Consider the following 22333-nt stretch of genomic DNA (forward strand, 5'->3'; position numbering starts at 1 on the left):
TTGTGCTATTAGGAAAGTATCAAAATTTCTAGCAGTTTTAAAGTATAGGAAAAACGGTAACTATTGACATCAAGGCTTGGTGTCAGTCATGTTTATCTCATGCTACATTTCTCAAGTATCAGGAACACACTAGGTAGTTGATACAGGCTGCATTCTACATGAAGCATAAAGTATGAATAAGGTTACTTAAGGGAAAAGGTCATCTCAGTTAAAATACATGTCTGGCGTACTTGCGCATAAACTGAATTTTTCAATTAATGCAGTTGCCTTTTACACTTTCTAAGGAAAAGACGATGTAAAAACGATTGCTTTACAACTAAGTAGGAATAACTATTACAGCAATTAAACTAAAAACTATTAGAAATGAAGAAAAATTGGACTGGGATTTTACCTTATATGTAATTCCAGATGAACAGCTTTTAAAGAAGAAAATACGATCTTACATCGTCTTTTTGTGCGTGATCCTCGTATCATTTAGTAGATTGACTAGTAAAACCAAATATATCTTTTTTATTATAGGAAAGTTTAAGATTTTTTTGGTTTATAGTAAAAATAGCAGCTTTTTCTGCTTGGAAGACGTGTCAACAAGTCAAATTTTTTAGGTTTTATACGACAAAGAAATTGGCCACATTTTTGTCATCAAGAAGCAAATAGCCAAGTTTTTCAATAAAGAAAGTAAAATTTTATAGGTAAGGTGATTTTATGGCAGGACTAACTATCTCCCGTTTGGAGACGTTAACATTAAAGGAGATTTACCAATTAGCAAGAGAGTATAAAATCTCTTATTATGCAAAGTTAACGAAAAAAGAACTAATTTTTGCAATTTTAAAAGCGCAAGCGGAAAAAGATGGCTACCTCTTTATGGATGGGATATTAGAAATTATTCCTTCCGAAGGCTTTGGCTTTCTAAGACCGATTAACTATTCACCAAGTGCTGAAGATATTTATATTTCGGCTTCGCAAATTAGGCGCTTTGATTTACGTAATGGTGATAAAGTATCTGGGAAGGTTCGACCTCCTAAAGAAAACGAAAGATATTATGGTCTATTACATGTAGATGCTGTCAATGGAGATGACCCAGAAACAGCGAAAGAACGTGTGCATTTCCCAGCGCTAACGGCATTATACCCAGATCGCTTCATGAAGCTAGAAACGAAATCAAATGAAATATCAACACGCATTATTGATTTAATGACACCTGTAGGTTACGGACAGCGTGGACTAATTGTTGCTCCACCTAAAGCTGGGAAGACAACTTTATTAAAAGAGATTGCCAACAGCATTTCGGAAAATCATCCAGATGCGAAATTAATTATTCTTTTAGTAGATGAGCGCCCTGAAGAAGTAACAGACATTGAGCGCTCTGTACATCCTGATGTGGATGTTGTCAGTTCGACATTTGATGAAGTGCCGGAGAGTCATATTAAAGTATCGGAGCTTGTATTAGAACGGGCAATGCGTTTAGTGGAGCATAAGCGAGATGTTATCGTCTTAATGGACAGTATTACTCGTTTGGCGCGCGCTTATAACCTCGTTATTCCGCCTAGTGGACGTACGTTATCAGGCGGTATTGATCCTGCTGCGTTTCATCGTCCAAAACGATTTTTTGGAGCTGCCCGTAATATTGAAGAGGGTGGAAGCTTCACAGTATTAGCGACAGCATTGATCGATACAGGCTCACGCATGGATGATGTGATTTATGAGGAATTTAAAGGAACCGGTAATATGGAATTACACTTAGATCGTCATTTGGCTCAGCGTCGTATATTTCCTGCGATTGACATTTTACGGTCTGGAACTAGAAAAGAAGAATTACTTGTTAACAAATCGCACTTGGATAAAATGTGGGCCATTCGCAAAACAATGCAAGATTCTAATGATTTTCTGGAACGCTTCTTACGTAGATTAAGAGCTTCAAAAAATAATGAGGAATTTTTCCAAATGATGGATGAAGAGATGAAACGACGTCGCATGAAACGTTCTTAAAGAATAATCTAAGCTTGCCACACTTTTTACACTTTAGCCAAGTATAAAATTAGATTTATCCTATATAAGAATACAGTCATTGCTTGCATTGGGATTTGCTAATACGTCTTTCCATGTCAAGAAAACTACAGCTTTCCCTATAGACACATGACGCTAAGCCAAGATTTTTCTAACCCCGATTAGGTAGAGCCTACTATTGCATTATAGAAATCATCCTGTTATAATCTTTTTATGTGAGTTTAGATCAGGTATTTTACCTATGAGGGCTCTTACAATAACTCTGTCTCCAAAGGATTCAGGGCAAAAAGGAGTGGAAAACATGAAAAAGGATATTCATCCAGAGTACCAAAAAGTAGTTTTTCTTGATACGAGTTCCGACTTTAAATTTTTAAGTGGATCTACAAAATCATCCAATGAAACAATTGAGTGGGAAGATGGGAATACGTACCCATTAATTCGTGTGGAGATCAGCTCAGAATCACATCCATTTTACACTGGTAAGCAAAAAGCTGATAAAGTCGGTGGCCGAGTGGATCGCTTTAAGAAAAAATATAATATGAAGTAATTGTTGGAACGCAAGAAGTTCCGAACACGAATCATCTATTTACAATAGTGTATAAAACAGGCAAAATGTCCAACTTTGCCTGTTTTTTTACTTTATACTATAGAGACAGATAACATTTCTAAGGATTATAGTATAAGAAAAAACTACGGCTCTCGCCATAAGATTGGGAAACAAGCCAAGTCTTTCTAATACTTATAGAAACATATAACATTCTAAGCAAAACTACAGTTTTCACCATGGAAATTTGTAAATGAACTGCAAGTCGTTGTATGTTTATAAAAAGTGAAGCATGTATAGAAAAACGAACGGATAAGCAAAATGGAAATAAACGAAAATGGAAAAGTGGGGGACAAGACGTATGTATGTAATGAAACAAAGTGGCTGGGTAGAATTGATTTGTGGGAGCATGTTTTCAGGTAAATCAGAGGAATTGATTCGCCGGGTCCGACGTGCTACATACGCTAATTTAACTGTAAGAGTATTTAAGCCATCTCTAGATGACCGTTATGAAAAAGAAGCAGTCGTATCTCACAATGGAACGTCGATAATCGCTCGACCAATTAAAGGTGTAACAGATTTGCTTGAACATATAAATGAACATGTGGATATTGTTGGTATTGATGAAGCGCAATTTTTTGATGCGTCCATTGTTACTATTGTAGAACAATTAGCGGATGCTGGTATACGGGTTGTAGTCGCTGGTTTAGACACGGATTTTCGTGGGGAGCCATTTGGTTCTATGCCGCAATTAATGGCGTTAAGCGAGTCCGTCACGAAGTTGAATGCTATTTGTCCCATTTGTGGTTCTCCAGCAAGTAGAACACAACGTTTAATCAACGGGCAACCAGCTTCTTATGATGATCCAATTATATTAGTTGGCGCTTCTGAATCTTATGAGCCAAGATGCCGCCATCACCATGAAGTACCAAATAAACCGAATAAAGCAACAACCAACATATGTTTAACAAAAATGTCCAGATAAGCGGATTTTTTTATCTCGTATAAAATAAGATTAGCACAACCTGAACACGAATTTAGAGGTGTTTTAAAGAAGTTCTTGTCTTTAATCCACACCGATTTTGACCTAATAACAGGAGTATACTATAATTATACTGTTAATTAGAAAGAGGTGGCCGTGATGTTAGATCGTTTACAATCTTTAGAAGATCGTTACAATAAATTAAATGAATGGCTAAGTGATCCGGAAGTAATTAGCGATGCGACAAAGCTTCGAGAATATTCCAAAGAACAATCAAGCTTAGAAGATGTTGTTCAAGTTTATCGAGAATATAAAGATGTCGTACAGCAGTTAAAAGACGCAAAAGAAATGCAAGAAGACGAGCTAGATGAAGAAATGGAAGAAATGGTAAAACTTGAAATTAACGAACTTACAGAAAATAAACAACAATTGGAAGAGAAGTTAAAAGTTTTACTATTACCAAAAGATCCAAATGACGATAAAAACGTATTTATGGAAATACGCGGAGCTGCCGGTGGAGACGAAGCGGCATTATTTGCAGGAGACTTATATCGGATGTATTCCCGTTACGCCGAGACTTATGGGTGGAAACTAGAAGTCATGGAAGCTCACACAACTGGTGTAGGTGGATACAAAGAAATTATCTTTATGATTAACGGTAAAGGTGCTTACTCTCGTTTGAAATATGAAAACGGCGCCCATCGTGTTCAGCGTGTTCCTGAGACGGAATCAGGCGGAAGAATTCATACATCAACGGCGACAGTAGCTGTACTGCCTGAGGCTGAAGAAGTAGAAGTGGATATTCATGAAAAGGATATACGTGTGGATACCTTTGCCTCTAGTGGACCAGGTGGTCAAAGTGTTAACACAACGATGTCAGCTGTTCGTTTAACGCATGTGCCAACAGGCATCGTAGTTTCCATTCAAGATGAGAAATCGCAAATTAAAAATAAAGAAAAAGCAATGAAGGTGCTGCGAGCTAGAATATATGATATGTATCAACAAGAAGCTCAAGCTGAATACGATGAAAATCGTAAATCTGCAGTAGGAACTGGAGATCGATCAGAGCGTATTCGCACCTATAATTTTCCGCAAAATCGTGTAACCGATCATCGGATTGGTTTAACTATTCAGAAACTAGATCAAATTCTAGAAGGGAAATTAGATGAAATTATTGAAGCATTAATTATAGAAGAGCAAACGAAAAAACTGGAACAAATTGGTGAATAATATGGAAATGAAGAAACAATACGAAGTCCTCCAATGGGCTTCCCTTTTTTTAGAGGAACACGGTCGAGAAAAAAATGTTGCCGTTATTTTGCTACAACATTTTCTACAGGTAACCGCTACTAAATTTTACATGAATATGCAACAGCTTGTTCCAGACGAAGTGCTTACACCGTATATGGCAGCTATTAAACAACATGCTTCAACGGGGGTACCAGTACAGCATTTGGTAGGGTACGCTTCGTTTTACGGACGGGAATTTAAGGTAAACGAAGATGTACTTATTCCGAGGCCAGAAACCGAGGAGCTCGTGCAGCAGGTTATTCAACATGTAAACGATCACTTTGTGAATAAGTGCCCGACTATTGTTGATGTAGGTACAGGAAGTGGCATAATTGCCATAACACTCGCTTTAGAGATGCCTAAGACGATGGTTTACGCTACAGATATCTCGGACCAAGCTTTAAAAATAGCGAAGGAAAATGCGAGCCGACATCAAGCTGCTGTTGTATTTACTGCTGGCGATTTTTTAGTACCAATACTAGAGCAAAATATTTCTATGGATGTATTGGTTTGTAATCCTCCGTATATTGCGAGGGATGATATTTCTTTTATGGCAGATACAGTGAAAAACTTTGATCCTCATTTAGCTTTGTTTGCAGAACAAAATGGATTAGCTGCTTATAAAAAAATCGCTGACCAAATGATAAAATTGCCAGAGAAACCTAGTTTGGTTGCTTTTGAAATAGGCTATCAACAAGGGGAAGCTGTAGCTGCATTAATGAAGCATGTGTACCCTGGCAGCTATCCGCAGGTGTTACAAGACATCAATGGAAAAGATCGGATGGTCATTGTAAATAATAATATTTAAGAATACTAGTTTAAAATCATCGACCTTTGTACATAATGAAGAATACAAAGGGGGAAGACGGTGATGAGAAAGCTAGTATTTTTTGTTGTTATATTATTTATTGGATTATTAATTATTCCTGGGCAAGTGATAAGCCAAAAATCAGGGGAAACAGCACTTAAGAATCAAGATGAATATCAAGTCATTCCGGATGAAGCGATCCGTTTACGTATATTAGCTAATAGTGATAGTGAAGCAGATCAAGAATTAAAAAGAAGTATACGCGATCAAGTGAATAAAGAGATTACGAAATGGGTAGAGGATATTACAGATATTGAGCAGGCTAGAAGTTTAATAGAAAAACGTATACCAGAATTAAATCAGATTGTAGGTTCCGTGCTCAAAGAAGCGGATGTAAAACAAAGTTATGAAGTGTCTTACGATAAAAATGTTTCCTTTCCAACGAAAATATATGGTGAATTTTTATATCCTGCAGGTGAATATGAAGCAGTTTTAATTACAATTGGAGAAGGGAAAGGTGACAATTGGTGGTGTGTTTTATTTCCTCCTCTCTGTTTTCTAGATTTTTCTAACGGAACGAGCGCCGTATCAGCTGAAACGGCAGAAGACACAGAAGAAGAGAAAGAATTGGAGCGAGAAGAAGACGAAGATGATGCGGACACGGAAGTGAGCTTTTTCTTGTTTGAATGGTTAGGCTGGTCATAATTTCGTTGTCTGTGCATATACTATATTTATATAAGCAAAACTATTAAAACGTAATAGGGGTGAGTAGAAATGAATTTAATTCAGGCTAACAAAGTATCGCAGGAAAAGTTAGACTACTTTTTACAAAGTAATCCACATATGAATAAGTGTAGTTTATTACAAAAAGGGTATGTTGTTGAGATAAAAGGAAAGATAGAAGGCTGTTTTATGCTTGAGGAAATGGAAGAAGGAACGTATTGGTTAAAACAGCTATATATTACACAAACTGAAGCAGCTGTCCTTCCAGTATTATTGGAATCCATTTTAACAATGGCTAAACAACAGCATGCAAAAAGAGTTTATGTGCATAGTCATCAACCAGTTGTGGATATTTTACTTGAAGCCTTGCAGTTTCATCCACAGAAAGAAAGAGCTTTTGTTAATAAAATTGATCAAAAAGATGGTAATTGGTGGTTGTATCATGTTTCGTGATGTTTATTTAAAATAAATTGCCAAAAAATTAAGTTACTAACAATGTTATCCACTGTTTTTGTGGATAACATTTAAGTTTGTTGTGGAAAATGTGTATAAATGTAAAAAAATCCTTATAATAAAGGTTTATAAATGTAAGGCTTGTGGATATGTTGTTTATTAGTTATCCACAGGATTTTAATGTAGAAAAAGTGACGATAATTTCCATCTTATTCTTGAAAAAACTTGACATGTCATCAAGTCATATGGCCGAAGCCTTTGTTTTTGTTATAAACCAAAAGCATCTCATACTTTCCTGTATTGGAATGAAAAACCTTCTCTCTCCCTAGCCTCTTTGTACTGAATCGCGGCAAATGCTCTTCGATTTGAATTACTCCCATTGTTGTCGAAGCGATTATGAAATGTGTCCTTAGTAATCAAGTATCAAAATAATAGTAACTCTGTTTGCTTTCATTGCGCAACCCGTCTTGATCTACTAAAATAATGTTAGTAGAAAAGAGGTAACTGAAAATGAAAACGAAGTATTGGAATATATCTAAAATGACTAAAAGAGAACAACAAGTGTCGATAATCGAAGCGAGTCAGTTACTGCAACAAGGCGAAATTGTAGCTTTTCCAACAGAGACTGTGTATGGTTTAGGAGCTAATGCTACAAATGAGCAAGCAGTACAGAAAATATTTCACGCAAAAGGGCGTCCGCAGGATAATCCGCTAATTGTTCACGTGGCCGATGCTTTGCAAATGGAAAATTTAGTGCGTTATTGGCCTGCTTATGTAGATAAACTATTAGCTGCTTATACGCCAGGGCCAATTACGTTCGTCTTACCGAGTAATGATGTGTGTTCTGCTGCTGTAACTGCAGGTTTAAATACTGTCGGTGTCCGGATCCCGAGTCATCCAGTTGCTCATCAATTGCTATCCGCATGTCAGTTGCCAATTGCTGCACCAAGTGCCAATATATCGGGAAGGCCTAGCCCAACTAGCGCTCAACATGTATGGCATGATTTAAGTGATAAGATTGCTGGAATTTTGGACGGTGGGGCTACTGGTGTTGGATTGGAATCAACTGTCATTGATTGCACGCAGGATATTCCGGTTATTTTACGACCGGGTGGTATCACGAAAGAGCAAATTGAAAAAGTAGCGGGGGCTGTGATGGTTGATCCTGGACTAGCAGTAAAAAATGAAAATGAACAACCAAAATCTCCGGGGATGAAATATCGGCATTATTCCCCGGAAGTTCCGCTATGGATTGTTCCTGGGGCTAGCGAAAACTTGCAGAGTATGATTTATCGTTTACAAATGGAAGGAAAAAGAGTTGGTGTTATGGGGAAAGACGGTACCGTTGAAAAGCTGCAGGTAGAAGAAATTATAAAGCTAGGAAATACAATGGAGCAAGTAGCTGCCAATTTATATGACGCATTACGTACCTTTAAATTAGGGGAAGTTGATATTATTCTTTGTGAGTCTTTTCCCGAACAAGGTATTGGACAAGCAGTAATGAACCGCTTAACGAAAGCAGCTAGTCGTATTATTGCATTGTAGTTGTTACCATAATAAGTTCCAGCGGATTTTGAAATAAACGAGGGAAAGGGTAACTTGCCCTTTTCATCATAAGGTGTAGATGTTCCATGTCGGAAAGACAGATGGATTCGATTATAATATCAACTAACAAATGAGAGAATGGTATAAACAGCATCAACAGAATATGTATGTAAGGTTTTTGAACCATTATTGAGTCTGTCATCTAAGATAGGGATGGTTTTTTCTACTGGTTCCTGCAATGAGAAAACATGCGAAATTCCATAAAAAGTAGAGGTTTTTACAACACTTTGAGAAGCTACTTCTCAAAGTGTTGTATTTGTATTTTTTATATTTGTTTAACTACAGCTAAATATATGGGGGAAACAAAATGAATCATATCTAATATGGCTACTAAGCAACGCTAGTTGAAATTAAACATATTTCCCCTTGGATCATCATATAGTTTAAAAGCATGTCCAAGGGGGAGTTTACGTGTCAGGATACATTGGAGAGGTGACAGCCTTATTATTTTTAGCTTTTGCGCTTGGACTTGACGCCTTTTCTGTCAGTTTAGGATTAGGGTTACAGCGTCTTCGTTTAAAGCGAATAGCACTCATTGGGGTTGTAGTAGGGCTATTTCATATACTTATGCCATTTTTAGGTATTCTATTTGGTACTATGATATCAGAACAAATTGGTAGTTTAACTAATTTAGCTGGCGGATTGTTACTTGTAGGGATTGGTGCCCAAATGTTTTTTTCTGCTTTTAATCAGAATGTGAAAAAAATGATTCAACCAGTTGGTGTTGGATTGCTTTTGTTAGCTCTCGGCTTAAGTATCGATAGCTTTTCTGTTGGGCTAAGTTTAGGTATCTCTGGAGTCAAGACGGTTATAGCACTTCTGTTATTTGGAATGGTAAGTGCTTGTCTATCTTGGATTGGCATGCTGCTTGGAAGGAGAGTAGAAGGTTACTTAGGTGCTTATAGTGAGCTATTAGGAGGGAGTATTTTAATTGCTTTTGGCTTACATGTATTATTCGGCTAAATAGGAAAAATTTAAAAATAGTTCGCGTGTTTTTCTGCTATAGAGAAGGTTCAATATTTTAAAGTTTACACGAACAAAAGTAGCAACGTTATTTGCAGTAAATATTTAGCGTTAAGCATGTTTTTTATATTTTCGCAAAGGCTTGGTTAGTATACCAAGTTTTTTCTAGTTACTAAAGGAATTTGTTCATTCGTCTTTATACAGGGGGAAGAACTGGTGAAAGGAAAGATGGATATGATATATTGATATCAGAGTTTAGTATCGGAGGTAACATTATGAGATTGTTATTTGTGTGCACTGGTAATACATGTCGTAGCCCAATGGCTGAAGCCTTAGTGAAGCATAAAATTCCGGAAGTAGAAGTACAATCAGCTGGTATATTTGCAGCCAATGATCAACAAGCAAATCCTAAAACGATTGAAGTCTTAAAGCGAAAGCAAATAAAAATGAACCATCTTTCCCAACCGGTTACGAAAGATTTACTTCATTGGGCTGACGTTGTCTTAACAATGACAACCCAGCACAAGCAGTCGTTAATTATGAGTTTCCCCCAATTTCAAGATAAATACTTTACATTAAAAGAATATGTCTTAGAAGCCGATAAAGAAGTATGGGAAAAGTTAAAAAAAGCATATGCAGATTATGAGGAAAAAAGATCAATATTTATCCAGAAACATCAGCATAAACTGGATAATTCTCTTCTCAATCAACGCATTCAAGAACATTTAGCCGAAGACATGGTGAATATTCGAAGGCTAGAAGCGAATCTAATCAATTATGATATTTCTGATCCTTTTGGTGGAGATTTGCGGACCTATCAGGATACGCTTGATGAGTTGGAAAAGTATATTGATCTGCTTCGTAAAAAACTTACAAAGTAGACGGGGGAATGATCTATGGAGAAGAAGAAATATCGGTTCAGTTTGCGCTTGAAACTCGTGCTATTTACGACGAGCTTAGCTTTGGTAACGTATTCAGTAAGTGCTATATTTATATACTTTATTTATGACTATGTAAAGGATTACTGGGACGTTTCTGAACACTTTTTTACAATAACGACGTTTATCCTTGGTATTATATGGTCTGGTATACTCGCTTTTTTTGCTGCAAGAGTGATTGTTAAACCGTTAGAAAAGTTAGAAGCAGCCGCTTCAGAAGCTGCTAAAGGGAACTTAAATCAAGTTATTGAAATCTCTAAATCAGATGATGAAGTAAAAGCTTTAGGACTCGCTTTTGATAGCATGTTAAAAAACTTACGCAATATTGTACATAATATCGATCAACATTTTGAAAATACGAATCAATCTGTTGTACAAATTCGGCAGGCTTCCGAACAAGCAAGCCATCATTCTATGTCAATACGCTCCTCCGCTGATGAAATTTCTAAAGGAGCAGAAAGCGCATCAGAATCCATTCAAAATACCGCTGAAGCAGTAGAAATGTCAACAGAGCTTGCCGAGGAAGTGCAACGAAAAGCAAATGATTCAAAACATAAATCGAACGCTATGATGGAAATTTTAGAGCGCAGTAAAGTCGCAGTTAATCAACTTGTGGAAGGAATTCAAAAACTTGCCAATGAACAGGAAGCTTCCCTTAAAGATGTGGATCATTTAAAACAGAATGCGCTACAAGTGGAAACCATTATTACACTTGTAGGTGAAATAGCTGAGCAGACGAATTTATTAGCTCTCAACGCTTCGATTGAGGCTGCTCGCGCCGGAGAACATGGGAAAGGGTTTGCTGTAGTGGCTGATGAAATTCGGAAGCTTGCAGATCAAAGTGCACAAGCTGTGCAGCAAATTTCTGGATTAATTACTGCTATACAAGAGGATGTTGCAACCGTAGTTGGGAAAATTAATGATAATGTATCCTATGCAAAACAGGAAGCAAGTAATGGCAAATTAACAGATTCCTCTATTGCAGAGATGTCTAGTTCTGTAAGTGAGGTGGCAACAGAGATTGGCAGAATTACAGATTTAGTCGATCGCCAATTGGAATCCATTCAGAATACAGTAAAGCAATCCCAAGAGGTAGCGGCTGTAGCTGAGGAGACATCTGCTGGTGCTGAGGAAGTGAATGCCTCTATACATGAACAAGCTTCCACCATCGAACAGATTGATGAATTAGCGCATGCGTTGGAAGAACAGGCTAAAAATTTGAATAAACAAATTAATCAGTTTACAGTAAAATGATTTTTGTTTTTGGTAATTTTTAGCAAGTTTTGGCGATGAAGCCCATCTTTATCTAGGTTAATATCAACTTTAGAACTGTTCTTGTCGCACAAAGAGGTGACTAATGGTTAGGATGTAATGGAATGAACATGATAAAATAAGAGACAAAAAGGAGTTTATACAAATGAAAGTAATTATAACAGCTGATCATGCAGGTATGACAATTAGAAACGAAATCAAAGATTTGTTAACTGAAATGGGAATGGAGTTTGAAGATACAGGTTGTAGTTGCGAAGGTTCTGTTGACTATCCTGACTACGCACTACCTGCAGCGGAACGTGTAGCAAAAGGGGAATTTGATCGTGGCATTTTCATCTGTGGAACTGGAATTGGCATGTCTATCGCTGCAAATAAAGTAAAAGGCATTCGTTGTGCGCTTACACATGATGTATATAGTGCGAAGTTAACAAGACAACATAATGACACGAATGTACTTGCTATGGGGGAAAGGGTAGTTGGTCCAGGATTAGCACGTGAAGTGGCAAAAGTATGGTTAGAAACAGAGTTTGATGGCGGTCGACATGAAAATCGCATTGGTAAAATTGCAACATATGAAGATGGAGTGCAATAAGTGTGTGATAACAAACCACACTTATTAGAGATTCTTTTATAACGAAAGAAAGGTGTTTCAAGTTGATGCAAGAGCCGTTTTATCAAGAATTAACAGTGCAAATGAAAGGGATTCAGAAAGAGTGGCAAGCGTCAGGGCGTCTTCAGCGCGGAAATTTATTTGTGGTTGGATGTTCAACTAGTGAAGTAGCAGGAAAGTCTATTGGAACGGCAGGAACGAAAGAGGTTGCGGTTATTATTTATCAAGCATTAAAGGAGCTGGCAGATGAAACTGGAATTCGCCTCTGTTTTCAATGCTGTGAGCACTTAAATCGAGCATTGGTGATGGAAAGAAGCACGATGATTGATTTTCAATTTGAGGAAGTATCCGTTATACCAGTTAGAAAAGCTGGTGGGGCAATGGCTGCTTATGCATTTGAACAATTGGAAGATCCTGTAGTAGTGGAGAATGTAGCAGCACATGCAGGGATAGATATTGGTGAGACGATGATTGGAATGCATTTGAAACCAGTTGCTATACCTTTTCGCTTTCAACAACGATTTTTAGGAGAAGCACGTGTTAATGCAGCTTATACGCGTGCGAAAAGAATTGGCGGCGCTCGTGCTGTCTATTCTGATGATAATTATGACTCCATGAACAGAGACTGTCAATGAAATAAGCGAAAACCGTATTAAGATTTTTAGCACATTTCTAAATCACACGTTTGCTGTTCCAATGCTTATATAGAAAGAGTTCCTTTCTTTTACAATGAATACGAAGTAAAAATTGGGTTTGTTCTTCTACCCGTTTAAGGCTACAATAGAATTATACATAAAAGGGGGTTATTAAATGGACTATGTTAAACAAGCTGATATCGAAATCTTTCAAGCAATAGAAGCGGAAAAGAAACGTCAACAAGATAATATTGAACTAATTGCTTCTGAAAATTTTGTGTCAGAAGCAGTAATGGAAGCGATGGGATCTGTACTTACGAATAAGTACGCAGAAGGTTATCCCGGAAGACGGTATTATGGAGGATGCGAACATGTAGATGTCGCTGAAAACCTTGCTCGAGATCGTGCAAAGCAGTTGTTTGGGGCGGATCATGCAAACGTGCAGCCTCATTCTGGTGCACAGGCAAATATGGCTGTTTACTTTACAGTTTTAGAACCTGGCGATACAGTGCTAGGTATGAATTTGAATCATGGCGGACATTTAACACATGGTAGTCCAGTTAATTTTAGTGGTACGTTATATCGCTTTGTTGATTATGGTGTTGATCAAGAGTCAGAAAAACTAGATTATGAAGCTGTTTTAAAAATAGCAGAACAGGAAAAGCCAAAGCTTATCGTAGCTGGGGCTAGTGCCTATTCAAGAATTATTGATTTTGCAAAATTTCGTGAGATTGCTGACAAAGTAGGCGCATATTTAATGGTGGATATGGCGCATATTGCTGGCTTAGTAGCTTCTGGTTTACATCCTAACCCAGTTCCATATGCTGATTTTGTTACGACGACAACACATAAAACATTACGAGGACCTAGAGGCGGTATGATTTTGTGTAAGGAAGCATTTGCTAAGAAAATCGATAAAGCCGTTTTTCCTGGAATGCAAGGTGGCCCGTTAATGCATATTATTGCAGCTAAAGCCGTGTCTTTTAAAGAGGCATTAACTGATTCTTTTAAAACGTATAGTAAACATGTTATTGAAAACGCCAAGATGCTAGCAGAAGCGTTACAATCTGAAGGAATACGTATCGTATCTGGAGGTACGGATAACCATCTTTTATTATTAGATGTTACTCCACTAGATTTAACAGGGAAAGTAGCTGAACACGTATTGGATTCAATTGGAATAACTGCTAATAAAAATACGATACCTTTTGATACAGAAAGTCCGTTTGTTACTAGTGGTTTACGTATTGGAACAGCAGCAGTTACTACGCGTGGTTTTGGCAAGTCAGAAATGAAAGAAATAGCGTCTATTATGGCAATGACGTTAAAAAATCATGAAGATCAAAAGGTGCTAGAGACAGCTGCACAACGTGTGAAAACATTAACTGAAAAATTTCCACTTTATGCTGTTTATGCATAACAAAGAGGTGCCGATTTGGCATCTCTTTTTTTATAGTCTAGAAATTAGAAATGCAGTTGTGGATAAACTAACTAAGTTATTTAGCCATGTCCGGCGCAAGCGACCAGCAACTAGGCGACTTCACTCCATTACCTTACGCTAAGTCATCATCGGTTCATTCTAAATAGGAAGGCCGACTAAAGGCGGGCTTGCCGGAGGGCGCCAGCATACTCCTGTTGCAGGAGTATGATTCCTAAAACTTTAGTCGTTTCGTTCCACTCGCTACGTTGCTAACCGGGTGCCCTGAGCCTTTTTTCATACTATAGGAAAGTAGAAGTTTTAAGGTTTACAGTATAAGAAAAATTACAGCATCCTGGCGGTAAACTAAATTTTTCTTATATAAAGTATGAAATAGTACAGTTTTTCTCATAAATAATACTGTGAATAATAAATGTTTGTTAAAGAAAGTCTACAAGGAGGCAACCTTACTTTAACATATAAAAAATGATTTAAATTTCGTGAATAGCTACGTTTTCCGAAACCATGGAATGTTGACTCGCCTGTATAAAGAGTATCTATGTTTAAATGTGTCTAGATCATGACACTTATATGATGCAGGAAGTATGTGAAGGGTGTTTCTATCTTATCGATCAAGGGCTCCAACAATGGGAGCCAATGTAAAGCATAACTTGCATGTGAAAGTAATTTTGAGTACAATTTGAAAGATGCAACTAAACAAAAGGAGTGAACGGCGACATGGGAAAAGTATTTGTACTTGATCACCCATTAATTCAACATAAACTAACGTACATAAGAGATAAAAACACGGGTACTAAAGAGTTTCGTGAGTTAGTCGATGAAGTTTCCATGCTTATGGCATTTGAAATTACACGAGACCTTCCATTACAAGAAAAAACGATCGAAACCCCAGTAATGGAAACAAAATCAAACGTTCTAGCAGGCAAAAAAATTGGTTTAGTACCTATTCTGCGTGCAGGATTAGGGATGGTAGACGGAATGCTTGATTTAATACCTGCTGCTAAGGTAGGTCATGTTGGGCTTTACCGTGATCCTAATACATTACAGCCAGTTGAATACTATATAAAATTACCTTCTGATATTCATGAGCGTGAATTGATCGTTATCGACCCTATGTTAGCGACAGGTGGTTCGGCAAATGATGCTATCCATTCATTGAAAAATAGGGGAGCAAAGCATGTAAAGTTGATGTGTTTAATAGCTGCACCAGAAGGCGTAGAAGTAATTAAGCAAGAGCACCCTGATGTTGACATTTACTTAGGTGCGATGGATGAAAAGTTGGATGAAAAAGGTTACATTATTCCTGGATTAGGAGACGCTGGCGATCGACTTTTTGGAACAAAGTAGTCCACAAAATTTAGGTGCAGGATAGCAAGATAAGCTTTTTTTCGGTACAATAGATGGAAATGACAATACATTCTGGAGTGAACATATATGACACGTAATCGGATAAAAGTAATGACGATTTTTGGAACGAGGCCAGAAGCTATTAAAATGGCTCCGCTCGTTCTCGAGTTGAACAAGCGGAGTGAGGAATTTGAATCCATTGTCACTGTGACTGCACAACATCGTGAAATGCTAGATCAAGTGTTGGGGATTTTTGACATTACCCCAGATTATGATTTGAACATTATGAAGAAGCAACAAACACTAGCGCAAATTACGACAAGAGCGTTAGAGGGGCTAGACGAAGTAATGAAAAAGACACAGCCTGATATTGTGCTTGTTCATGGAGACACAACTACTACGTTTGCTGCTTCTCTTGCTGCATATTACAACCAAATTGCAGTAGGTCACGTAGAAGCTGGTCTAAGGACGTGGAATAAGTACTCTCCTTATCCAGAAGAAATGAATCGCCAATTAACCGGGGTTATGGCAGACTTACACTTTGCTCCAACGGAAAAATCAAAAGCGAATTTATTACAGGAAAATAAGCCTAGCGAACGAATTGCTGTTACAGGAAATACAGCTATTGATGCACTGAAAACTACGGTAGACCCTTCGTACACGAGTCCAATTTTAGAACGTATAGCAGGAAAACGACTTATTCTCATGACTGCACATCGGAGAGAGAACCTAGGGAAAAATATGCAGCAAATGTTTAGAGCAATTAAACGTTTAGTGGAAACGCATGATGATGTTCACGTTGTTTATCCGGTACACTTGAATCCTGTTGTGAAACAAGCAGCAGATGAGATTTTAGGTAATGATGCGCGTATTGACTTAATTGACCCTTTGGGTGTCGTTGACTTTCATAATTTCGCGTCACGTGCACACTTAATATTGACAGATTCTGGAGGTGTACAGGAAGAAGCACCATCGCTTGGAGTTCCTGTCCTTGTGTTAAGAGATACAACAGAACGACCAGAAGGCATTGAAGCTGGAACGTTGAAATTGGCTGGAACAGAAGAAGAACCTATTTATCAAATGGCAAATGAATTGTTAACGAATAAACAAGCTTATGAGAAGATGGCAAAAGCGTCAAACCCTTACGGTGATGGACAAGCCTCCCGCAGAATTGCTGATACTATAGTGGATTATTTTGATAAATAATATATAAAAAAAGAGATGCTACGTATGCCTAGCATCTCTTTTTTGGCATTATCGAAAAGTATAAAGCTTTTTCGGTTTTATAGTATAAGGCAAGCGACATCGTTTTATCAAAATATGCATAGTGTTTTTCGTAGCGGTTGCACTTGAACAGCGTAAATGGGTATTAGCTCATATATACACGTATATTTCCCTTTCTTTCATCAAATCCTACTTATTAAGGAGAGGATGCTATGCGTGTACGAATAATGATTATTAGTATGATAGTCGTGATAATGACACTTATTTCTATAGGTGTTACTAGCTCAGGAGAACAGTTGAAAGAGAAGCAAAAAATGAATGAGAAATCCATTATTATTGAAGTAAAAGGTAATCCAAAAGATCATCAATTGTTTTTGGAGAATCATTATCCCTCTATTCAAGTAGTGGCAGTGTATACAGAATTGTTTAACGGTCTTGCTTTAAAAGGAGATAAAAGACAACTGGAGCGAATGGGGTCGCTAGAGTTTGTGAAAAACGTTCACCCCGTCCATAAGTATGAAACAACAACGAGCCAATTTAATCAACCGAACGATAAAAACGCCATTTTTCCTTTTGATTTGAATAATACAACATATACAGGTAAAGGTGTTAAAGTGGGCGTGATAGATACTGGAATAGATTATAACCATCCAGATTTACAGACGAATTATAAATCAGGGTATGATGTGGTTGATTTAGATAATGATCCGATGGAAACAAAGCCGCAACAAGGAGAACCGACATTACACGGTACGCATGTTGCTGGCATTATTGCTGCCAACGGAAATTTAAAAGGCGTAGCCCCTGATGCGGAGTTATACGGTTATCGCGCGTTAGGTCCAGGAGGAAGTGGTACTTCGGTACAGGTAATTGCTGCTATGGAGCAGGCGATAAAAGATGATGTGGATATCATTAATTTGTCTTTAGGTAACCAAGTGAATGGACCAGATTATCCGACAAGTGTAGCTGTAAATAAAGCTGCTGAATTAGGTGTTGCTGTTGTTATAGCGAATGGGAATGCGGGTCCTGGAGGATGGACTGTTGGCTCACCTGCAACAGCAAATCACGCATTATCCGTTGGTGCTGCCAGTCATCCACAACAAGTCCCATATTTATATGCTCGATGGGAGAATAAGCGTATTTCGATTCAAGAAATGGCGGGTGCACCGCCGTGGCTGCTCGATACATTTTATCCCATTATGCGTGCAAACAAAGGCGCAAATGTAAAAGGGAAAATAGCTCTCTTTCAACGAGATGAAACTCCTTTTGTTGAAAAAGTGGAACAAGCCCAAGCTGCCGGTGCTAAAGCTGTAATCATTGCAAACAATGAAGAAGGAACTCTACAAGGAGATGTATCTACTGCTAAAGATGCTGTTCAGATTCCGGTTGCTTCGATATCGAAGCAGGATGGTGCATGGCTGGAGGAATACTTACAGTCAGATCATCTTCATTTAGATACGAAATACGAAGACAAAGCTTCTTCTATTGCCCCATTTAGTTCAAGAGGGCCAGTCACTGTTAATTGGAATATTAAGCCAGATGTTGTCGCGCCTGGGACGAATATTGTAAGTACAGTTCCTGGTGGTTATCAAGCTTTACAAGGAACAAGCATGGCCGCTCCTCATGTAAGTGGTGTCATTGCATTAATAAAAGAAGCTAGACCTGAGTGGACGAATCAACAAATATATGGAGCGATTAAAACGACAGCGTTACGAATGGAAGTAAATCAAAAACCGTTACATCCTACTATTCAAGGAATGGGCCTCATTCAGCCTAAAGAAGCTATAGAAACGAGGACGATTATAGATGATCCACGAATAACGTTTGGTAAAGTTCAGGGGAACAGTGAAATGAAAAACGAACAAATTACCATAGAAAATAGGACAAATGAAGAACAAACGTATTATTTCGACATGCCATATAAGCAACGCGGGATAAGTTGGAACTTACCACAAGCTGTAACAATACCACCGAATGAAACAAAACAACTTTCTATTGGAGCAAGAATAACATCTCAACAGTTAGAAGAAGGCGTTCATCAAGGTTGGCTCACGTTAAAGCAAAGCAATACAGTACATCATTTACCGTATTTATTTGTTAATCAGAATGCGGATAACCCAAAGGCGATGGGGTTTGAATTTGCATTAGAGCCTTTATCGAATGATGCATTTTCCTATCGTTATTATATGACAGAACCAGCCACAAAAGTACAAGTAAATTTGTATGATCCAGATACGCTTGTATTTGATAGACAGCTTATAGAGAATACGGATGTGGAAGCAGGGATGAATGAAGGTGAATTAAAAGCGCAAAAAGTCGGGAAGGCAGGTTTCTACTATGCAGTCGTTACTGCAGAACTTAACACAGGGGAAAATGCAAGCTATGAAACAATGATATATGTCCCTCCGAAGTAGAGATAAGCGTTGGTTTGCATTATAGGAAAAGGCTTTATCGTATAAGTAAAAGGAAGGGTTTTCGTCATAAGGGCTTGACCGTAAGCCTAGTTGTTCTAAGTGTTCCTTTGTTCACTAAATTGTCACGTTTTAGACAAAGAATATACACTATACTAGGAAGAGGGATTTTTAATTCTTTGGAGGTTAAAAATCTTATCTTCTCCTTTGCAAATTATGCTTGAAACCAATTGACATTAAGGGGTCCCTCATGTAAACTTGCTTAGTGTGGAAAGGTAGTGGCTTCATAAATATTAACGCTTTCATTTCGGGTTTGCTACTTACCTGTTCATTTGTTCACATAAACTTCATAGTAAAGTGAAAAAAGCTGTAGTATACTATGTAGATGGATCTTTTTTTACATACGAATTTCTTAAGCTTTAGTAGTTTAAAGCGTAAAGCTATAGCTGAATAGGCAGAACATTTTGCGTATGTACATGCTGTATTATGGGCAAGGGAAGAGGGAATTATGTCGGAATATAAAATAATGGTTGCGCGACAGCGGAAATGGATGCTCTATCTGCTTGCGATTTTTGTTATAGGAGCTGGCTTTACACCGTATGTACGGATCTTTCTTGGTTTGTTACTAGGCACATCTATCAGCTTTTATAACTTGTACTTACTCCAGAAGAAAGTAGATCTGTTTGGCGAGGCTGTGACGAGTAATCAAAAAGTAAAAACGTTAGGTACCCTATCGCGTATGACTGCCGCAATTCTTGCCATATTAATTACCATTCGGTTTGATGCCTACTTTCATATGATCGCTGTAATTATTGGATTAATGACATCTTATCCTGTCATTATGATAGATTTTGCTCTAAGTAACTTTAAACAATCGCACAAGAAGGAGGGGTGAACAACGTGAATCATACTGCGCCAATAGCACATGACCTATTTGGTATTTCCTGGTTGGACGTCAACTTGGCGAATCTTTTCATGGTAGCTGTTTCTTCAGCCATCGTGTTTATACTTAGTGTCATTGCAAGTCGAAAGTTGCAAATGAGGCCAACTGGTTTGCAAAATTTTATGGAATGGATCGTTGAATTCGTGAAAGGGATTATTAGCGATACCATGGATTGGAAAACCGGTAAAATATTCCTCCCGCTTGGTTTAACATTAATAACCTATATCTTAGTTAGTAATTTGCTAGGAGTAGCCACAGTAGGGGTAATTGGTCATGATTTATGGTGGAAATCGCCGACGGCTGATGCAACATTAACATTAACATTATCAGGTATGGTTATTTTATTAACCCATTTTTATGGAATCAAGATTCAAGGTATGAAGCATTATTTGAAAGGCTATGTTAGTCCTTCACCAATTATGCTCCCTTTCAAAATCATTGAAGAGTTTACCAATACGTTAACGTTAGGTTTACGTCTATTCGGTAATATTTATGCAGGGGAAGTGTTGTTAGGCTTACTTGTGATGCTCGCAACAGCGAATATACCATTCGGTTTTATTTTCGCAGCAGTACCAATGCTTGCATGGCAAGGATTCAGTGTCTTTATTGGTGGAATTCAAGCCTTTGTCTTTACAATGTTAACAATGGTGTATTTGTCTCATAAGGTGAGCAGTGACCATTAAATAAAAACATAAAAAAATAGGTTTATAATAAAAGGAGGAAATAAGAATGGAAGCTTTAGCAGCAGCAATAGCAATTGGATTGGCAGCGTTAGGCGCTGGTCTTGGTAACGGGATGATCGTTAGTAAAACAGTAGAAGGGATTGCTCGTCAACCAGAATTAAAAGGTTCATTACAAGGTACAATGTTTGTTGGTGTAGCACTAGTTGAGGCGATTCCTATTATCGCAGCGGTAATCGCATTTATGGCTATTTTTATGTAAACTATCATAATTTAACATGGCGAGGATTAGCTAAACAGTCTTCGCCATTCCTTTATGGGGTTTAATCGAAAAATGGTTTGAAGTTGTTACCGATCACGAAAGGAGTGAGATTAGTGTATTCATACATCGATGTTTTATCTGTAGGTGCCAGCGTTGGAGGCTTAAGAGTAGGTGATATGCTTGTTCAATTATTCTTCTTCCTTCTTCTACTATACTTAGTAAAGAAATTCGCTTGGGGTCCAATTATTAATATGATGCAAAAGCGTGAAGAATATGTAGCTAATGAAATAGATGCAGCTGAAAAAAGCCGTGCTGATGCTGAAAAAGCTTCTCAAGAAGCACAGGAACGCTTAAAGCAAATGAAACAGGAAGCACAAAAGATCGTGGACGATGCAAAAGAGGCTGGTCAAAAGCAAGAGCAAGAAATTATTCGAGCAGCTCGCGAAGAGGCTAACCGCCTTAAAGAGTCTGCCCAAGCAGACATCCAAAATGAAAAAGAAAAAGCATTACAAGCTTTACAAGATAAAGTTGCATCATTATCCGTTTTAATTGCAACGAAAGTGATTGAAAAAGAAATCGATGAGAAAGATCAAGAGAAGCTAATTAATGAGTACATTAAAGAGGTAGGAGAAGAGCTATGAGTAATGAAACAATAGCGAAGCGTTACGCGGATGCTCTTTTCCAACTTGGTCAAGAAAAGTCTCTACTTGAAGCGTTGACTCAAGAGTTGAAAGTAGTCAAAAAAGCTTTTCAAGACAATAAAGATCTTTATACATTCCTCATGCATCCACGTATTAGCAATGCGAAGAAACAACAATTTTTGCGAGATGTATTTCAACAGGCGCATAAAGAAGTGGTGAATATATTAAATCTGCTTGTGCAGCGTCATCGAATTGAATTACTTCCGGCAATTATTGATCATTTTATCCGGCTAGTAAATGATGCAAAAGGGATTGCAGCTGCAACCGTCTATTCTGTAAGAGCATTATCGGAGGAAGAATGTCGGCAATTGGAGTCAAGCTTTGCCAAGCGTTTTAATAAACAGGCAATCGAGCTAACAAATATTGTTGAACCTTCTTTAATCGGTGGTATGAAAATACGTGTTGGCAATACGATTTATGATGGCTCCGTTAGCGGTAAGCTGAAAAGAATTGAGCGAAATATTGTAACTGCAAACAAATGAAGATAGGGGTGAAATGGT

22 protein-coding genes are annotated in these 22333 nt (G+C 37.8%); all 22 read left to right on the top strand.

The genetic code is table 11. The annotated features are described in order from the left end of the window. The first annotated feature begins 702 nt into the window (after window positions 1-702). Window positions 703-1986: a transcription termination factor Rho gene (rho, locus tag D9780_RS20645; RefSeq protein ID WP_073009217.1), complete on the top strand. Its 1284-nt coding sequence runs from the start codon at window positions 703-705 to the stop codon at window positions 1984-1986. 319 nt (window positions 1987-2305) lie between these two features. After that, window positions 2306-2551 carry a type B 50S ribosomal protein L31 gene (locus D9780_RS20650; RefSeq protein ID WP_073009220.1) on the top strand — a complete coding sequence of 82 codons (246 nt, stop codon included), beginning with the start codon at window positions 2306-2308 and terminating at the stop codon, window positions 2549-2551. 358 nt (window positions 2552-2909) lie between these two features. Then, the gene (locus tag D9780_RS20655; RefSeq protein WP_121641363.1) at window positions 2910-3533 is read left to right on the top strand and encodes a thymidine kinase; all 624 of its coding nucleotides are present in this window, start codon (window positions 2910-2912) and stop codon (window positions 3531-3533) included. Between the two features lie 156 nt (window positions 3534-3689). Continuing rightward, window positions 3690-4760: a peptide chain release factor 1 gene (gene prfA / locus D9780_RS20660; RefSeq protein WP_073009225.1), complete on the top strand. Its 1071-nt coding sequence runs from the start codon at window positions 3690-3692 to the stop codon at window positions 4758-4760. Between the two features lies 1 nt (window position 4761). Then, window positions 4762-5628 (top strand): peptide chain release factor N(5)-glutamine methyltransferase, encoded by an 867-nt coding sequence (gene prmC, locus D9780_RS20665; protein WP_121641364.1) that lies wholly within the window; start codon window positions 4762-4764, stop codon window positions 5626-5628. Between the two features lie 63 nt (window positions 5629-5691). Continuing rightward, window positions 5692-6333, top strand: coding sequence for a stage II sporulation protein R (gene spoIIR / locus D9780_RS20670; RefSeq protein ID WP_121641365.1), 642 nt, complete (start codon window positions 5692-5694; stop codon window positions 6331-6333). Between the two features lie 69 nt (window positions 6334-6402). Continuing rightward, a complete protein-coding gene (locus D9780_RS20675; RefSeq protein ID WP_073009234.1) occupies window positions 6403-6804 on the top strand; it encodes a GNAT family N-acetyltransferase in 402 nt (133 codons plus the stop codon). Between the two features lie 510 nt (window positions 6805-7314). After that, window positions 7315-8349, top strand: coding sequence for an L-threonylcarbamoyladenylate synthase (locus tag D9780_RS20680; protein ID WP_121641366.1), 1035 nt, complete (start codon window positions 7315-7317; stop codon window positions 8347-8349). 471 nt (window positions 8350-8820) lie between these two features. Beyond that, a complete protein-coding gene (locus D9780_RS20685; RefSeq protein ID WP_116277331.1) occupies window positions 8821-9372 on the top strand; it encodes a manganese efflux pump in 552 nt (183 codons plus the stop codon). A gap of 275 nt (window positions 9373-9647) precedes the next feature. Next, a complete protein-coding gene (locus D9780_RS20690; RefSeq protein ID WP_121641367.1) occupies window positions 9648-10253 on the top strand; it encodes a low molecular weight protein arginine phosphatase in 606 nt (201 codons plus the stop codon). A gap of 15 nt (window positions 10254-10268) precedes the next feature. Further along, a complete protein-coding gene (locus tag D9780_RS20695; protein ID WP_073009248.1) occupies window positions 10269-11564 on the top strand; it encodes a methyl-accepting chemotaxis protein in 1296 nt (431 codons plus the stop codon). Window positions 11565-11727: 163 nt separating this feature from the next. Beyond that, window positions 11728-12174, top strand: a complete 447-nt coding sequence (gene rpiB / locus D9780_RS20700) for a ribose 5-phosphate isomerase B (protein ID WP_073009251.1) — start codon at window positions 11728-11730, stop codon at window positions 12172-12174. A 65-nt stretch (window positions 12175-12239) separates the two neighbouring features. Continuing rightward, on the top strand, window positions 12240-12827 hold the full coding sequence (locus tag D9780_RS20705; protein WP_121641368.1) for a TIGR01440 family protein: 588 nt from the start codon (window positions 12240-12242) through the stop codon (window positions 12825-12827). A gap of 175 nt (window positions 12828-13002) precedes the next feature. Then, entirely contained in the window at window positions 13003-14247 is a 1245-nt protein-coding gene (glyA, locus tag D9780_RS20710; protein WP_073009257.1) for a serine hydroxymethyltransferase, read from the top strand. A 735-nt stretch (window positions 14248-14982) separates the two neighbouring features. Then, window positions 14983-15612: a uracil phosphoribosyltransferase gene (upp, locus tag D9780_RS20715; RefSeq protein ID WP_073009260.1), complete on the top strand. Its 630-nt coding sequence runs from the start codon at window positions 14983-14985 to the stop codon at window positions 15610-15612. 87 nt (window positions 15613-15699) lie between these two features. After that, entirely contained in the window at window positions 15700-16818 is a 1119-nt protein-coding gene (wecB, locus tag D9780_RS20720; protein WP_073009263.1) for a non-hydrolyzing UDP-N-acetylglucosamine 2-epimerase, read from the top strand. 230 nt (window positions 16819-17048) lie between these two features. Beyond that, complete coding sequence (locus D9780_RS20725; protein WP_305847183.1) at window positions 17049-19250, top strand: S8 family serine peptidase; 2202 nt, start codon at window positions 17049-17051, stop codon at window positions 19248-19250. A 505-nt stretch (window positions 19251-19755) separates the two neighbouring features. Further along, window positions 19756-20142: an ATP synthase subunit I gene (locus tag D9780_RS20730; protein ID WP_121641369.1), complete on the top strand. Its 387-nt coding sequence runs from the start codon at window positions 19756-19758 to the stop codon at window positions 20140-20142. Window positions 20143-20147: 5 nt separating this feature from the next. After that, window positions 20148-20873, top strand: coding sequence for a F0F1 ATP synthase subunit A (atpB, locus tag D9780_RS20735; RefSeq protein WP_121641370.1), 726 nt, complete (start codon window positions 20148-20150; stop codon window positions 20871-20873). Window positions 20874-20919: 46 nt separating this feature from the next. Beyond that, entirely contained in the window at window positions 20920-21132 is a 213-nt protein-coding gene (gene atpE / locus D9780_RS20740) for a F0F1 ATP synthase subunit C (RefSeq protein WP_073009272.1), read from the top strand. Window positions 21133-21245: 113 nt separating this feature from the next. Beyond that, window positions 21246-21773 (top strand): F0F1 ATP synthase subunit B, encoded by a 528-nt coding sequence (gene atpF, locus D9780_RS20745; RefSeq protein WP_073009275.1) that lies wholly within the window; start codon window positions 21246-21248, stop codon window positions 21771-21773. Then, complete coding sequence (locus D9780_RS20750; protein WP_073009278.1) at window positions 21770-22315, top strand: F0F1 ATP synthase subunit delta; 546 nt, start codon at window positions 21770-21772, stop codon at window positions 22313-22315. The genes atpF and D9780_RS20750 overlap by 4 nt, the downstream gene beginning before the upstream one ends. The last annotated feature ends 18 nt before the right edge of the window (window positions 22316-22333 follow it).

It is taken from the genome of Virgibacillus sp. Bac330 (assembly GCF_003667845.1).
Lineage (GTDB): Bacteria > Bacillota > Bacilli > Bacillales > Amphibacillaceae > Virgibacillus > Virgibacillus chiguensis.

Coding starts and splice junctions, on each gene's coding strand:
- D9780_RS20690 (WP_121641367.1), top strand. CDS start 9,648: ATGAGATTGTTATTTGTGTGCACTGGTAATACATGTCGTAGCCCAATG.
- prmC (WP_121641364.1), top strand. CDS start 4,762: ATGGAAATGAAGAAACAATACGAAGTCCTCCAATGGGCTTCCCTTTTT.
- D9780_RS20675 (WP_073009234.1), top strand. CDS start 6,403: ATGAATTTAATTCAGGCTAACAAAGTATCGCAGGAAAAGTTAGACTAC.
- D9780_RS20695 (WP_073009248.1), top strand. CDS start 10,269: ATGGAGAAGAAGAAATATCGGTTCAGTTTGCGCTTGAAACTCGTGCTA.
- D9780_RS20730 (WP_121641369.1), top strand. CDS start 19,756: ATGTCGGAATATAAAATAATGGTTGCGCGACAGCGGAAATGGATGCTC.
- D9780_RS20655 (WP_121641363.1), top strand. CDS start 2,910: ATGTATGTAATGAAACAAAGTGGCTGGGTAGAATTGATTTGTGGGAGC.
- rho (WP_073009217.1), top strand. CDS start 703: ATGGCAGGACTAACTATCTCCCGTTTGGAGACGTTAACATTAAAGGAG.
- wecB (WP_073009263.1), top strand. CDS start 15,700: ATGACACGTAATCGGATAAAAGTAATGACGATTTTTGGAACGAGGCCA.
- upp (WP_073009260.1), top strand. CDS start 14,983: ATGGGAAAAGTATTTGTACTTGATCACCCATTAATTCAACATAAACTA.
- D9780_RS20650 (WP_073009220.1), top strand. CDS start 2,306: ATGAAAAAGGATATTCATCCAGAGTACCAAAAAGTAGTTTTTCTTGAT.
- D9780_RS20725 (WP_305847183.1), top strand. CDS start 17,049: ATGCGTGTACGAATAATGATTATTAGTATGATAGTCGTGATAATGACA.
- atpE (WP_073009272.1), top strand. CDS start 20,920: ATGGAAGCTTTAGCAGCAGCAATAGCAATTGGATTGGCAGCGTTAGGC.
- prfA (WP_073009225.1), top strand. CDS start 3,690: ATGTTAGATCGTTTACAATCTTTAGAAGATCGTTACAATAAATTAAAT.
- rpiB (WP_073009251.1), top strand. CDS start 11,728: ATGAAAGTAATTATAACAGCTGATCATGCAGGTATGACAATTAGAAAC.
- D9780_RS20680 (WP_121641366.1), top strand. CDS start 7,315: ATGAAAACGAAGTATTGGAATATATCTAAAATGACTAAAAGAGAACAA.
- D9780_RS20705 (WP_121641368.1), top strand. CDS start 12,240: ATGCAAGAGCCGTTTTATCAAGAATTAACAGTGCAAATGAAAGGGATT.
- spoIIR (WP_121641365.1), top strand. CDS start 5,692: ATGAGAAAGCTAGTATTTTTTGTTGTTATATTATTTATTGGATTATTA.
- D9780_RS20750 (WP_073009278.1), top strand. CDS start 21,770: ATGAGTAATGAAACAATAGCGAAGCGTTACGCGGATGCTCTTTTCCAA.
- glyA (WP_073009257.1), top strand. CDS start 13,003: ATGGACTATGTTAAACAAGCTGATATCGAAATCTTTCAAGCAATAGAA.